This is a genomic window from Paenibacillus sp. 05T425 (assembly GCF_056396205.1).
The window spans coordinates 57,150-71,019 of sequence record NZ_JBFTLA010000005.1 but is presented as its reverse complement, the minus strand read 5'-3'; the positions used below and the strand labels follow the sequence as shown (position 1 = coordinate 71,019).

Sequence of the window (13,870 nt, the reverse complement as noted above, 5' to 3'; positions counted from 1 at the left end):
TTATAATTATGTTGAGACGTTTACAAGTAGTATCTAATAAAAATGCTGATGCAGGTTTTAAAGCATCTGTTGCATCTGTTCGTGGTCGCCTTGTTCAAAAAGATTATACAAATGGTGTTGTTATTGTTCCAACTTCGCAGGTTGGTTTGTATTTGGTTGACAAAGGTCAATTCCCAACTGGATTAATGTCCCTTGAAGGTGAACTTAGCGACTATGATACACGCTACGAAACAATCAATGCTGGAGAATATGTAGTGCTTGAAACTCCATTGTCTGGTGAAAAATATGGCACTAATGAATATGTTTCTACAGGATTGGTTGTTGGAGATTATCTTGAGGTTGAAACTGATGCAGGTGCAAACCAAGGGAAATTGATTAAAGCTGCTGCTGCAACTGGTCTAAAATTTGCTGGCACAACTGTTGATAATGGAAAAACTCTTGCAATTGTTGAAGTAGTCTAATAAACACTAAAAATCGAAAGGAAGTATAAAATATATGTTGCATACAGAAGTTGCAAGTTTAATGAATGAAAAAGGTAGAGTTTATGAGTGGGCTACCAAAGTAGAAACCAAACGAGTTCTTGATACTGAAGATAAAGAAATCTCCTCGGTAATTGACGCATGGGCTAAGGAAATTGGTGAAAAGGGTTCTGACCCCAACCATGAAATCGCTAATTATATTATCAAAACGGTTCAACCAGAAGTTTATGACGTTCCAGATGAACTCTTGGACTCTCTCTTTGATCGAGGAGCAATTGGAGAGTTTGATGACAAAAAGAGTGTTGAAGCACCTAAGAACACACTTATTGCATACGATGCTGCAAAAGGCGGTTCGGTAAATAAATCTTATATCGATCCTAAAGCCACTACACCTGTATGGAAGCACAAACAGGTAGAAACAGAGATTACATACGTTGACCTTAGACGTAACGGATTTAAAACAATTGCAGGTCTTACTTTGTTCGCCAAAGAAGCACTTCAAAATAAAATGTTCTTTGATATTTTCAGTGCAATCGATACAGCAATTGCTGGAGGAGACCAATTGATTTCCGCAGGGGGTACTGCTCCGACACAAGCCGCTATGGATCAACTCGCGCTATACCTAATTGATCGTGGTGAAAATCCTATGACTGTTTCATTGTCTAAATACGCACAGGCAATTGCACGTATGTCTGGTCATTCGAATTTTATGAGTGACAGCATGAAAGACAAATACAATCGATATGGACTCGTAGACTTTTTCGGTGGAGTGAAAATTGGTACTATCTCTGGAGCAAAGCGCACTGGTGATGACAAAATGCTTCTGCCTGACAAACGCATTTTCGGTATTGCAGGTAAAATCGGTGAACTAGATATGCGTGGAGATTTGAGAGTTTATGAAACTCCAGACAACAAGCGTGAACTCATCGAGTTGAAAATCACAGGATTTGAGTTTGGTTATTCGCTCAGTCACATTGATAAAATCGCAAAAATCGTTCTTACATAGTCAATTTTTGAATTTGGAGAGGGAAACACCCTCTCCACTATAATATTAAGGGAGAGATTGTTATGGAAATTGTTGAAAGTACAATTATTAATGTTTTGAACTATTCGGATAGTTTTGCCTCGTTTCCCACTCAAATTAAGCCTGATGGATACCTTTTTGAACCTGCACTAGATTCTGATGGAGAACAACCATTTGCAATTCCAATCAGTTTTTCCGAGATTCGTGTAGCTAATAGCCAATCAAATATCTTTAGAGAAGGCATTCTTAGGTTTGATAAGGATTTCGAACAGGATGTGTATGTAAAACTGGGCATTCGAGATTGGGAAGAGATTTTATCAGATGCTGATATTCGTAAGATTCTACTCAAACCAACTAAATCAGGACTTGAAAAAGTAGTTAAGATTACAAGTTCTTCTCTACTAGAACGAGTACGTGGAATGCTTATTATGCTTGAGAACACAGGCATGTATGATATTTCTATTCGTGTAAAAGACGTTGTTAATAAAAGATATCAAGAGCTTTATAATAATCAAAAGAAATCCGATATCATCATTGCAGCAACTGTAGATGAACAAAATAATGAGCCTAAAAAACCATCTGAAGAAGAGATTGCAAAAATTAGAGAAGAAGTTTCTGCACAATTCAAAGACGAAATCGCTAAACAAATTCTTGAACTTGAACAAAAACATAAGGACGAGCTGAAAAAGGCCGTTAAAGAAGCTAAGCAACAAGCAAAAGCTGCTGCAAACAATACTGCGGAATAGTAATTTATATTCGAAAGGAGCGCACTCGTGTCTACGAGCTGGGAATTKATTTATGAACGATTCTTTAAAAAGATAGAGAAAGATAACAGCTTTTTCTCTTATTACAATGTATCTGACCAAGAGGCTATTGAATTAGCAACAATGAGAGCAAAGGATTACCTAATTGAATCTATTTCTAAACTGACATCTAGCTGCGCTCCTGATATAGATTTCAATGATTATGATGAAGAACAAGCTCTTTTTGCTGAGGATCTTACTAGGAATGAAGTTGACCTTCTTGCGAGCTTAATGAGAGAAAAATATTTTGAGAAAGATATGTCTCTCCTCAAGGCTTTCGAAACAAAGTTCTCACCTAAAGATCTGACTGTGTTCTCTCCAGCTAACGAACGTAAAACTTTCAAAGATATGTTAGACGGAGTAATAGATACGAATAACAGTCTGATTCGAGAGTATATGTCTAGGGATAGACTAACAGGAAAACTAAAGGGTATTGATTTCTCTAAATACCAAGTGTAGGTGTGAAATGGATATTAACTACTTTAGGAAGATAAACAATGTCCATGGTGTAAGTAGCAAAAGAGAAGCCGATCTCCTTAATGTTAAAAGACAGATAGAATCCGATTTTGATAGATATTCTGAAATTGTGTTTCTTAATGGTATTGAGCAAGAAATGATCATAATGGACGATTCTCTAAAAGAGGGAACAAAAAAAGCTATTTCTAGACCTAGTGAATCATTTAATTGCGGTGATATCCTTGAATTGAATAATAAGAATTGGATAGTTATAGCTCTTGATCCTAATGAATCTATCTATACCAAAGGCATAATTACACAATGCGTTGGTATTTTAAAATGGCAAAATCAAAATGGATTGCTAATTGAGATTCCTTTTACATTCAAATCAGACCCCGCTACAAATTTCGGAATTACAGACGGAAGAATCTTATCTTTTGGAAATGAAAGGCGAAATTTAATTATTCCACTGAATGAGGAATCGAAGCATATAGCTAAAGACAAACGTTTTATCTTTGACGGTAGAGCGTGGAAAGTGACTGCGATAGATCGTATCTCTGTCAGTGGGCTACTAATTTTAACCTTAGATGAAAATGAGATCGATAAGGCCAAGGATAATCTTGAACTTGGAATTGCCGACTACTTCTCTCCTGTTGTTCCAACTCCTGAGCCTGTAGAGGTTGGTTATTCAATAGTGATTGTAGGATCAGATTACATTAAAAAAGGGATGAGTCAAACCTATATTGCTTCAGTGTTTGCTGATGGGGTTATTGATCCACAAAAAATAGTCACATGGCAGCTTCTAGATGATTCTGAAAGCGGATCTACTACACTAGCCTCTATTACGAATCAGAGCTCTACAGAGGCTACAGTGAAGGCTGGAACAATCATAGGACAATACGTTGAATTGAGGGCTGTTCTGACTGAAGACGCTAGTGTAATAGGTGTAAAACGGATTCAGATTAAAGGTTTATATTAATCACAATGAAAGAGTACTTTTATCGCCAAGGGAGGTGCTCTAGATAGCACGTTTAGATGAAGTTTCCGAGTATAAGAATACTCTTATTTCTCGCATACTTGAAAATGAAGATTTAGTAAAAGCATTATACTATCCAGAAACAAATTATTTAGAGCAACCACCGCTTGATGATCCAAGTATTCTTGTTTATGAGAATATTTTTCCACACAGATTTATACCCAAAGTTAATGTTGAAAGAAAAACCTTTCTAACTGTCTCACTGAGAAAAGTCAGGAAATCAAATAATAATGCATCTATTAAAGTTGGTCATTTATATATTGAGGTCTTTACTAATACAAACCTGTTTAAAACGGATTATGGAAAAACAAGAGTAGATCATATTGTGAGTCTTATTGATGAATTGTTTAATTCTCAAAGAGGAATCGGGATTGGTGGACTTCAATTTTTTGAGATGGATGATTTGTTGATTAATACTGAGTATTCAGGCGCGTATCTCATTTACAGATCAATTGATTTTAATTAGGTGACTGATATATGAATATGGATGACATTGAATTAAAGCTATTAATGGGTATGCCTATACATATTGATGGTGTAGGTGACATATACAGTCCACTCTTAAACGATATAATCGAGTTGGGGTTTTCTAAGTATAATGAATTCCTTACATGCCTTTTAGTTGATAACAGTATTATCAAAAGAAAAACAGATAATGAAAAAGACGAGACAGTAGATACCTTTTCCGTCATCCTTTCATTAATGATTCACGATCAATCATTTTATGAAAAGTTTAAAAATGCTTTGGAATTAACATTTAGAGAAAAAGTCTCTTTTGGTCACACAGACGAAGAGGCTTTTTTCTATGTTGGGGATCTTTCTAAACAGAGGTTTATTACTGATAAAAACATAGAATTGATTCAAGCCATCGTCCGAATCGCTAATCAAGTAAAGACACAAAACGTAGAAGAAGAATACAACCCCGCTGACGAACAGACTCGAAAAATAATTGAGGAAATGCTAGCTCGGAGAAAGAAGAAACCTAAACCCAAATCTACAATGAATATGCATAGCATTATTTCTGGTTTAGCGAGTAAATCAAATTCTATTAACCATTTTAATATAGGTGGGTTATCTGTGTATCAATTATATGATAGCTTCCATAGACTCGAAGTAATAGAGAATTACCACTACACAATGGTTGGCATCTACACGGGGAATGTCGATTCCAAAAAAATAAATTATAACAAAATGCATTGGTCAAAAATAATTGATCACAGATAATAAGGAGATGTTTTAATAATGACTGCACCAAATACTTGGGTTATTCGTGACGTTCCAAAGGCTACATTCGTAAACGTTGTTACCCGTAAACCCTATTTCTGGCTTTCCGATTTGAAAACGAGTGGAATTGAGAACTCCGCTGAGACTGTTTATGCCCGAGGTGGAACAGGTAACCCAAAAATTGTTGGCTTCTCATCTAATCGTGAAGCGAAAACAAACCTTGAGAACGCCGTGTTCGACAATGCTGCACTAGCTATGATGACAGGTAATGAACTGTGGACAGGTGTCAAATCAGTTCAGCAACGTGACGTTCTAACTGTAACCAATGACACTGCTTCGCTTAAATTCACTCCTAATGGATCTGGTGCAATTGTAGCTGTATATGTAGCTAATCCAGATGGAACACATGGAGAAGAGTTGGATTATTCTGCAACGACTCTTACTGCTGGTGAATATGGTCGCACAGCTAAAATTCTCACATTCTTTGGTGATGAGTTTACTGATGGCACAAAGGTAATCGCTTACTATAACGCAAACACAGACGCAACAGCTAAGACAATTACCATTTCGTCTGATAAGTTCGCTGGTACATTCGGTCTAGTTCTTGATGCTATCGTTAAATCGCCATACGATAAGAAAGATTATGCAGCTCAAATCAATATTCCATCGGCTAAGATGGAAGACAACTGGTCTCTTACAATGGCAGCAGATGGAGATCCTTCCGTACATACTATGCCAATTGAGATCCTGAAGCCTGCTGACGGAACTGATATGTATACTATTACGCTATACGATGGAACATTGCTTACTTAATATTAATACATGAGAGGGAGAGGAATAGTTACTAATATTCTTTCTTCCTCTTTTTTAGCTAATGAAACCCAACTTTCATCGGCTTTTTTTCAATAATAACCATTATCATAAGCCAATTTTTCAGAGCGGTTAAAACCTAACTCTGTGAAAAGTTGGCTTATTTATATTAACAAAAGAGGTGAACTCATTGGCAAACTATTTTAACTTAACACTAGATACAACTCCTCCATCGTCAGTCACTATGGTCATCAACGGCAATGCAACTTATGCGACTTCACAGATTGTATCCTGTGATATTGCGACAACTGATCCCATTACAACAGGATATCAAATGAAGATATGGGGTTCAGGCATTGATGCATCTCATAACGCTAATATTCAAACCACAGAGGTTGCTTCAACATGGGTAACCTATTCCACCTCTCAGACAATTAAACTATCTTCTGGAGATGGTGCGAAGTCTGTAAGTATTAAGATTCGTGATGATGTCTACAATGAGTCTTCTGCTGTTACAGATACAATTAATCTAAACACAGTGATTCCTACAGTTAGTGTAGGCACTCCTGACGTTACTAAAGTTTCTAAGATTGCTGGCAAGAATACGAGTTCATTTACATTCTCAGGAGATAAAATCTTCACCGAATATAAAGTCAAAGTTGTCTCCTCGACGAATGCTGCTGAAAATACAGGTGTCCTTATTGGCATGGTAAATGGATCTACAAATATGTCTGCAACTGGTACGTTCCCATCTGAAACACCTATTTCATGTTCCATAAAAGGTTCAGACTTAGAGTTAGCTCAGTCTGGCGATGGATCGAAAATTATTAAAGTATTTATCAAGGATGAAGCTGGCCTGTGGAGTGCTTAAAATAGGGAGTGACTAGCAATGAGCAGTTTTTTCCTACTTGAATTAGATACCACCCCTCCAGTAACACAGATATATTGTCCACCTTATGTTGCAAGTACGTCTGTTTTTGATATTGAGATTATCTCAAATGAAAAACTTATGTCTTGTCAGGAGATTGTTTTAATAGATAGCCAAGGAATCGCACATCCCTTAACTTTCCTCCAAACAAGCGATACGACCTTAATAGGTGAAATTGCAACTGAAAACCTCCCACTAGGCGAGACTACCTTATCTGTAACACTAACAGATGAAGTGAAGAATGAATCGACCACCTATAAGAAGTTCAGGATAATCAATGCATCAACACTTAAAATAATCTCAACAACAACAGGGATGAAAACTGCTGACGATATTTCATATATGATGCTAAATGTGAGTTCAAACTCTCTTAATGCTAATTATGAGATATTATCACTGAGGAATGAGAATGAGATTAAGGTGATGAAATCAATATACGAAGTTAAGGAGGTGACTTAGTGAGTCGAGTGAGTAAAATATATTTGGCAGGTAGTACAGTAAAACTTTCAGCGACATTTTACAACTATGACAATCAGTTGGTGAATCCTGATTTCGTTAAGTTAATCTTCTATAATCATAAGTTTGAAATTGAACAGGAAATAGTGATTGATTCAAATAATCGGATATCAATTGGTAAATACGAATACGACTATACAACTGATTTCACAACAGGCAATGATCGTATTACTTTCGAATGGAATGCTGATATTGGAGGAAAAATCTCAATCATCAGAGATGAGATACATACTTCATTTATAGTAAGGTAGGTGCAACATGGCAATTGCAACAAGTGGGCTTGTTTACTACTACAACAGCAAACAGGGAGCTAGTTCGACGCAATGGCTGGACTTAAGCGGAAATGCTTATCACTTAAACTCAACCAATGTACTTATAGAAACAGATGGGGTTTATTATTCAGGTACGGATACCTCTAGATCAGCCTTATCTTTTACAACAAGCATTCCAATACAAACTGATTTCACAGTAGAAGTTTGTGTGAAACTTCCTGATTTAACTAACTCAGGTTACATATTATCTGGATATGTGTCTGGATCATCGGCAGCCTATAGGGCTGTAAGTTTTAATAGTGATCAAGTCTTCAGGGTTCAAGATGGTATTAGTTCAAAGGTGTCAGGTTATTACGGTAGAATTGGCGAACACACGACATATACCATCAAAAGAGTATCTGCAACAAGTGTTGCTTTGTACATTAATGGGATTTTCGAAAGAAATTTTGCAGTAGAACAGGATTATAAAGGCGTTTCTGGTGAACTCGTAATTGGAACAGATGATGGCGGTGGAAACTTTAAAGGCCATATTGCATTTGCACGTCAATATAATAGGTCTTTAACAGATGAGGAAATTTACAATAACAGTCTGTATGGAAGAGAAGTTGGATTAACTAACTACAACATAGTTACAACAACTCACTTTCCTAGCACATACTATACGACTTCAAATCATTGGGTAAATCCTACTGATTCCTATTCCGAGAATAATGTTAATGCGAGTATCCCTGTTCCGATCTCCACTACTTCGTATCTTGTATTGGGAGGCTTTAACTTCGCCATTCCTACAGATGCCACAATTACTTCGCTAGTAGCAGAGGTCAAATGGTATGTTGCAGGAACAGGTACAATTGTCAGTACAATGGGATTGCAGTCTTATTCCGAAGTTGATGAGTTAGAAAGAGGATATGAGCTTGTGAATCCGATCAGCCCAACAAGTGCTGTAGTTCAAAAATTTGCTGATCATGGTGTCTGGACAATTAGTGAGTTGAATAACACAACCTCAACAGAATTTAAGATGGCAGTTAGAGCTTCTAGAACAACCTCAACTGTAAACTATACGATGTATGTGGACTATGTGAAGATGATAGTGACATATATACTAACTTCTTCAAGTGACCCACCTATAGTTACAGTTAGTAATATGACTAGATCTAAGATAGGAAAAGCAACTGGTTCAGATAGATCTACCGTTACTTTCAAGTTTGATATTGCTGTAACTGAGTGGGTTGTAAGAGTTATGGGAAGTTCACATGACACTGGGGCAATAGCTGATTCTGGTGGGGCTTTGGCAGCTAACACGAACGCAACAGCAGAGATTGACTGGACAGAGTGTTATCAAGAGGGAAATAACAGAGTGAATATATATGGAAAGTCAGCTAGTGGTGTTTGGACTCAATATGCTAATTAAATAATAGGGAGAGATTACATTGGCAAAAGCAACTAAAAGTAAAACAAGAATTTCACTCAATACAATTATTGATGAAAATAAAAAATATGATGAACTAGTTAAAGTATCATTAGATGGCGTTGGATTCACTGAGGTTTATAGGCGTTTTAGTCCTCAGAAAATTGAGGCATTGCTTGAAGACTTTTCAGATTTCATTGGTGAGTATGAAAGTAAAATAGACTCGTTTACTGAAAAAGAAGTTTTGAACTTCCTAAATGTGTTTATTCTTTTGCACTTCTCTACGCTAGTTGAGGAAATACCTAAATCACTTGAAGAAAAGCTGGATATCTTTGAAAAAATTCTGAATAGCGAGATTGCGGAGAATGTGGCTGAAGCTTTTGACAAAAACGAAGTAGCTAAGATTACAGATCGATTAACGAAGAAATTTGAAGCTCTCAAAGAGATTGCTAAAACAGATATTGAGACAAAGAATAAGATAAGAGAATACGTCAAAAATTCGAAAATGGAAAACAAAGAGATTATTTTGAGTACTATGTTCCCTTCTATTGGAGATGTCGGTAATGGCGAATAAAGATTTCACTTCGATTGAGGCAGCTCTTAAATTTATTGAGAAGCAATCACTGTCAGTTCTAAAACAAGAAATAGCAAAAGCCACTGTGAAGACGATGCAAAAGCATATTCAAACTGATGTATACGATGTTTATGATCCAAAACAATATGAGAGAAAAAGTTACCAAGGTGGATTAATCGATCAAGACAATATTGAAGTGGCTGTTGTCGATGATAACACAATTTCAGTAGAGAATATCAGATTTGATGGGGATAGAGAAGTCGCGCAGATCGTAGAAAGTGGCGAGGGGTATATTTATGACTTCCCTTTTAATGGTGTCCCTCGTCCATTTACTGAAAATACGATTGAAGAGCTGAAGGAAACTGGATTGTTGGAGCAAGAAATGAAAAAGGGATTAGCTCGAAGAGGATTTAATGTTCAATAATTCGTTGTAAGGAATGAGCAGATGAGTAAAATAATAAATAAAAATATGTTACGAGAAAGAGCACCAAGAATTCCAGACATCACCGACGAACAATATTTACAATGCAATGATGAAAACAGAAGATTAGTTGAAGAGTTTTTGACGGAGTCGACTCATTTATCACCTAATAGTGTATCACAGTATCGCTCTGCTCTAAGGATATTCTTATGTTGGATACATGACACATATGGTTCGGAGAAACAGATACATCAAATCAAGAAAAAAGATTACCTTCGTTTTCAGAACAGCTTAATTAGACGAGGAATGGCTTCAGGCGGAATCAAATTAAAACGTAGCGCTTGCTCTTCTTTTTGTAAATACATAATCAACTTTTACGAAGAAGAGGATGACTACCTAACATTCAGAAACTTCGTTGAAGGTGTTCCTAATCCTACCCTCAACAAGGTTTATGAAAAAGTCCCTGTTTCTGAAGATGAATCTGAGTTAATCATAAAGACACTTATCGAAGATGAGAATTGGCGACTTCTTGCTCTCTATTATTTCATGTACACATCTGGTTGTCGTAGAGGTGAGGTAATTCAAATCAGGAAAGAGATTATGGATTACGCTCCTGTCGAGGGTAAAAATTACTATTGGACTCATAAGGTGCGCTGCAAAGGAAAAGGCGTTGAAGGTGAAGTAAGAGCTCTTATGTTTGATGATAAAGCTAAAGAATATATTCAGAAGTGGCTGGATATTCGTGGAGAAGATGATAACCCTTATCTTTTCACTACTATATACAACAAAGAGATCCATCAAATTAAAACATCAACTGTAAACGACTGGTTTAAAGAGATCATCTCGGATATTGTAGGTCGTCGTGTTAACCCTCATATCACTAGAGCGAGTCGTAGTACTGATATTCTTAAAAGTGGCCGCGATATTAAATTTGCTCAGAAACTGTTGGGACACAAAGATTCATCCACCACTGAGAAGTTTTATGATTTACGTGAGGATCAAGAAGACATGGGTGATATTTTCTAGCCAATGAATCACCCATTTCATGAGGAATTTTTCTTGGCTATTTTATCTTAAATTAAGGGTTAATTTCTCACACATTTTCTCTCCTATTTTTTATCATGATTTAGACTCCCTTTTTGAGTCCATATATTTATCTATTTTCAGCTCATTTTTTGTTGGTAATAGTTTACTTCTACCATGTATATTGTTAGAATATTAGTGAGGGTAATATTGGCGCTTATATTATACCCACCTTTTAAGCGTTTATACATATTTCCTGATATTATATCATATCTATCCTAGACTATGATTTCTAGGAGGTAGGTATGATTAAAAGAGGAGGAAATAAAATGTCACCAGCAACTTTAGCAAAAATTGCAGAAAAAAAGAAACAACTAACTCCAGAAAGAAAACGTGAAATGATTAAATCTGGTGGATCAATTAAGACAAAGCATGCTATTAATGCAAATGCTATTTCTAGGGAAGTAAGAGGTAAATAGTCTATGTCTGCTCATCCACAGAAACTTGACTTTGGAGAAAGCATCGTTCCATTAACAGGGACAGATGCTTTCTTTCTTGATACAAACATGTTAATTGCATATTTGTATGAAAAAGATGAGAAACATTTACCTTGTTTTTGTTTTATTACATACTTGATAAAAAATGAAGTAATATTATGCGTATCAGAAATAGTTATTGTGGAACTACTTAACACTTTCGCTCGTGTTTTATATATTGATGATAAGATTCAAGAGCATATTATTAATCAAGGACAAATTACAAGCAATAGAGAATATAAGAGACTATTTAACAAATTCAAAGGTATGTGGAGTAGTCAGATAATTAAGATGCAGCCACAAATATTGATGCATTATAATAACATAGCTTCCAAGGAAATTCAATCTTTCATTAAAAACACATTACTGATAGAATCAAGTGACCAAATCATTGATGATATGTTGCAATATGTTTCATCGTTTCCGCAAGCATCAGCAGATGCAACAATTGTGTCTACAGCTATTAATTTTGGATGTCAGTATCTAATATCAATTGATAAAGATATGAATCAAGTTCAAAATATTGATGTGATTTCAACGGTTCATAAAAATGATCAGTTTACATTAGAAGATATGATGAAAAAATTAGGTATAGTGGAATATTTATTTAGTGAAATGGGAGAATCTGATTTCAAATCGAAATTCCCAGACATTACTGTTCCAGTGAGCCAATCATAATTTGTTTGTGTMACTCTCCAGCAGAGTGGCTTTTTTGTTGTCTAAAAACAATAGCCACTGATCTAATACGAATCAGTGGCTAAGCTACTCAGGTACAAGTTGAATTACCCGCAGTATGTACATTTGTTGTAATCACATCCTACTACTCATAGAACTCTTTCTTTTGTTGCGCTTTGTTTACAGCCCAGTAGATCGCTCCGAGAGTTGCAAGAGTTGCCATAGTGTAGACAACACCTTTTCCCATTCCATCTTTGTGTCCAGTGTGATATCCCTTACCATATGATCTTTGATATGATGTCATGGCCTGTCCTCCTTTCTAATTTGAATTAGCACTTGAAAAGCAAGAGTGCTACAAGATTAGTATATTCTGGCTTGGAATAAATAGCAAGATAAAAATTCTATATGTAGTTTTACATGTATACTTTCGACAAAATTCGACTCTATATATAGATATGTATAGTCTGATGTATAAGTATATATAACAATACAACAAAGACCCCTAACACTTAGTTGGAGGTCTTTGTTGTGATTGGTTATTCTTTTGGTTTACTTCTATCATTCTCTAGGTTCTTATTTAAACGAGCAACTTCACCTGAAGCTGCATTCAAAATATTGTTCGAAACTTTATATTCAGCTATCAATTCCTTTAACATTGCCAACTCTTCAAAGCTAAATGCAGTAAAACTCTCGCCTGTAGTCTTTAAATACATATCATTAGAATCTGTCAATTCTTCAGGTGGGATGTAGCCATTATTCTTAGGCATCCATAAAATTTCATAATCAAGAGCATCTGCTATTTCCATTACTTCTGAATATCTAATAGTCCCCTTGGTTAACTTATTGTTCAAGTTTTGAATTGAGTCACTTCGATTGAACTTATCATTTAGTCTTTGGACTAATTGAGTCATAGTAATTTTGTTTTCTAAAAGTATCATTTTTAACTGATCTTTAAACGAATCCATTTAACCACCTCTTAATTTAGTATTATACCACGCAGTTTATTTCTATACAAAATAAAAAATTGAATTTCATATATGATTTAATATTACACTAATTAATGTAGTTTTACATTGACAAAATTACACCGTTTGTGATAGCATTACATCATACAATTTAACATTAAATTGAATGGAGTTGAGTGAAATGCAACAATCACAAGCTATTAACCTGATTCAACTTTCAGACAACATGACTAACTCGAAAACTGATTTACTGGCATACATAGAATTTTATTATGGAGTACTTTCTGATGAATACGAAGAGTCCAACTTTCTTATTAAGACACAATCTGACCTCTCTAAATGGTTCGAGCTATGGAGCGGTAATCCAGATGAATTCAAGGAAGCCAATCGTGAGCTGCGTCAATGGAAAATTGAGCAGAATCAAATGAGCAAAGAGGAGTTTGTAGATCTAATTGTACTCGACATTCAGGATGCTATTGAAACGAAATTCGTCCAATATGCGGGGAATAGGGTGTTGTTTGATCTGGATAAGGCTTTAGGAGAGGATCTGACTCCTGAGATGCTTTACGAGAGGCATATGGAGAGGCCAGAGAGTCGCGTAGAATGTTTGATTTAGTTATTTATAAGTTTGCTGCGGATAGGTATTGATTAGCTACCAATACTGACAAGAAGAGATACACTCCACTCCTCTTCCGCAGAATTGATTTAGGGAGTCAATAC

General features: G+C 35.8%; 19 protein-coding genes. 17 read left to right on the top strand and 2 right to left on the bottom strand.

From position 1 onward, the window contains the following. Positions 1 to 8: 8 nt before the first annotated feature. The 16 genes from AC1DF0_RS11735 to AC1DF0_RS11660 all read left to right on the top strand — a co-directional run bounded on the left by AC1DF0_RS11735 (position 9) and on the right by AC1DF0_RS11660 (position 12,188). A complete protein-coding gene (locus AC1DF0_RS11735) occupies positions 9 to 461 on the top strand; it encodes a hypothetical protein (protein ID WP_477574046.1) in 453 nt (150 codons plus the stop codon). 34 nt (positions 462 to 495) lie between these two features. Beyond that, positions 496 to 1,485: a hypothetical protein gene (locus AC1DF0_RS11730; protein ID WP_477574045.1), complete on the top strand. Its 990-nt coding sequence runs from the start codon at positions 496 to 498 to the stop codon at positions 1,483 to 1,485. 62 nt (positions 1,486 to 1,547) lie between these two features. Beyond that, complete coding sequence (locus AC1DF0_RS11725) at positions 1,548 to 2,249, top strand: hypothetical protein (RefSeq protein ID WP_477574044.1); 702 nt, start codon at positions 1,548 to 1,550, stop codon at positions 2,247 to 2,249. Between the two features lie 27 nt (positions 2,250 to 2,276). After that, positions 2,277 to 2,765, top strand: a complete 489-nt coding sequence (locus tag AC1DF0_RS11720; RefSeq protein WP_477574043.1) for a hypothetical protein — start codon at positions 2,277 to 2,279, stop codon at positions 2,763 to 2,765. Positions 2,766 to 2,772: 7 nt separating this feature from the next. Then, entirely contained in the window at positions 2,773 to 3,741 is a 969-nt protein-coding gene (locus AC1DF0_RS11715) for a hypothetical protein (protein ID WP_477574042.1), read from the top strand. 534 nt (positions 3,742 to 4,275) lie between these two features. After that, positions 4,276 to 5,022 (top strand): hypothetical protein, encoded by a 747-nt coding sequence (locus AC1DF0_RS11710; RefSeq protein ID WP_477574041.1) that lies wholly within the window; start codon positions 4,276 to 4,278, stop codon positions 5,020 to 5,022. A gap of 18 nt (positions 5,023 to 5,040) precedes the next feature. Further along, positions 5,041 to 5,835 (top strand): hypothetical protein, encoded by a 795-nt coding sequence (locus tag AC1DF0_RS11705; protein WP_477574040.1) that lies wholly within the window; start codon positions 5,041 to 5,043, stop codon positions 5,833 to 5,835. Between the two features lie 187 nt (positions 5,836 to 6,022). After that, positions 6,023 to 6,703: a hypothetical protein gene (locus AC1DF0_RS11700; RefSeq protein WP_477574039.1), complete on the top strand. Its 681-nt coding sequence runs from the start codon at positions 6,023 to 6,025 to the stop codon at positions 6,701 to 6,703. An 18-nt stretch (positions 6,704 to 6,721) separates the two neighbouring features. Continuing rightward, the gene (locus AC1DF0_RS11695; RefSeq protein WP_477574038.1) at positions 6,722 to 7,219 is read left to right on the top strand and encodes a hypothetical protein; all 498 of its coding nucleotides are present in this window, start codon (positions 6,722 to 6,724) and stop codon (positions 7,217 to 7,219) included. Continuing rightward, positions 7,219 to 7,527 carry a hypothetical protein gene (locus AC1DF0_RS11690; RefSeq protein WP_477574037.1) on the top strand — a complete coding sequence of 103 codons (309 nt, stop codon included), beginning with the start codon at positions 7,219 to 7,221 and terminating at the stop codon, positions 7,525 to 7,527. The genes AC1DF0_RS11695 and AC1DF0_RS11690 overlap by 1 nt, the downstream gene beginning before the upstream one ends. Before the next feature lie 7 nt (positions 7,528 to 7,534). Further along, entirely contained in the window at positions 7,535 to 8,959 is a 1,425-nt protein-coding gene (locus AC1DF0_RS11685) for a LamG-like jellyroll fold domain-containing protein (RefSeq protein WP_477574036.1), read from the top strand. 19 nt (positions 8,960 to 8,978) lie between these two features. Beyond that, positions 8,979 to 9,530 carry a hypothetical protein gene (locus tag AC1DF0_RS11680; RefSeq protein WP_477574035.1) on the top strand — a complete coding sequence of 184 codons (552 nt, stop codon included), beginning with the start codon at positions 8,979 to 8,981 and terminating at the stop codon, positions 9,528 to 9,530. Then, on the top strand, positions 9,520 to 9,954 hold the full coding sequence (locus tag AC1DF0_RS11675; protein ID WP_477574034.1) for a hypothetical protein: 435 nt from the start codon (positions 9,520 to 9,522) through the stop codon (positions 9,952 to 9,954). Before AC1DF0_RS11680 ends, AC1DF0_RS11675 begins: the two co-directional genes overlap by 11 nt. A 21-nt stretch (positions 9,955 to 9,975) precedes the next feature. Next, complete coding sequence (locus AC1DF0_RS11670) at positions 9,976 to 10,977, top strand: tyrosine-type recombinase/integrase (RefSeq protein WP_477574033.1); 1,002 nt, start codon at positions 9,976 to 9,978, stop codon at positions 10,975 to 10,977. Between the two features lie 302 nt (positions 10,978 to 11,279). Further along, a complete protein-coding gene (locus AC1DF0_RS11665; RefSeq protein ID WP_477574032.1) occupies positions 11,280 to 11,453 on the top strand; it encodes a hypothetical protein in 174 nt (57 codons plus the stop codon). Between the two features lie 3 nt (positions 11,454 to 11,456). Next, the gene (locus AC1DF0_RS11660; RefSeq protein WP_477574031.1) at positions 11,457 to 12,188 is read left to right on the top strand and encodes a type II toxin-antitoxin system VapC family toxin; all 732 of its coding nucleotides are present in this window, start codon (positions 11,457 to 11,459) and stop codon (positions 12,186 to 12,188) included. Between the two features lie 142 nt (positions 12,189 to 12,330). Here AC1DF0_RS11660 and AC1DF0_RS11655 read toward each other — a convergent pair whose 3' ends face one another. Both AC1DF0_RS11655 and AC1DF0_RS11650 read right to left on the bottom strand, forming a co-directional pair. Continuing rightward, complete coding sequence (locus AC1DF0_RS11655; protein ID WP_477574030.1) at positions 12,331 to 12,489, bottom strand: hypothetical protein; 159 nt, start codon at positions 12,487 to 12,489, stop codon at positions 12,331 to 12,333. A gap of 232 nt (positions 12,490 to 12,721) precedes the next feature. Beyond that, positions 12,722 to 13,150, bottom strand: coding sequence for a hypothetical protein (locus tag AC1DF0_RS11650; RefSeq protein ID WP_477574029.1), 429 nt, complete (start codon positions 13,148 to 13,150; stop codon positions 12,722 to 12,724). A gap of 181 nt (positions 13,151 to 13,331) precedes the next feature. Here AC1DF0_RS11650 and AC1DF0_RS11645 point away from each other — a divergent pair, with 181 nt between their 5' ends. Continuing rightward, the gene (locus AC1DF0_RS11645; RefSeq protein WP_477574028.1) at positions 13,332 to 13,766 is read left to right on the top strand and encodes a hypothetical protein; all 435 of its coding nucleotides are present in this window, start codon (positions 13,332 to 13,334) and stop codon (positions 13,764 to 13,766) included. Positions 13,767 to 13,870 lie beyond the last annotated feature (104 nt).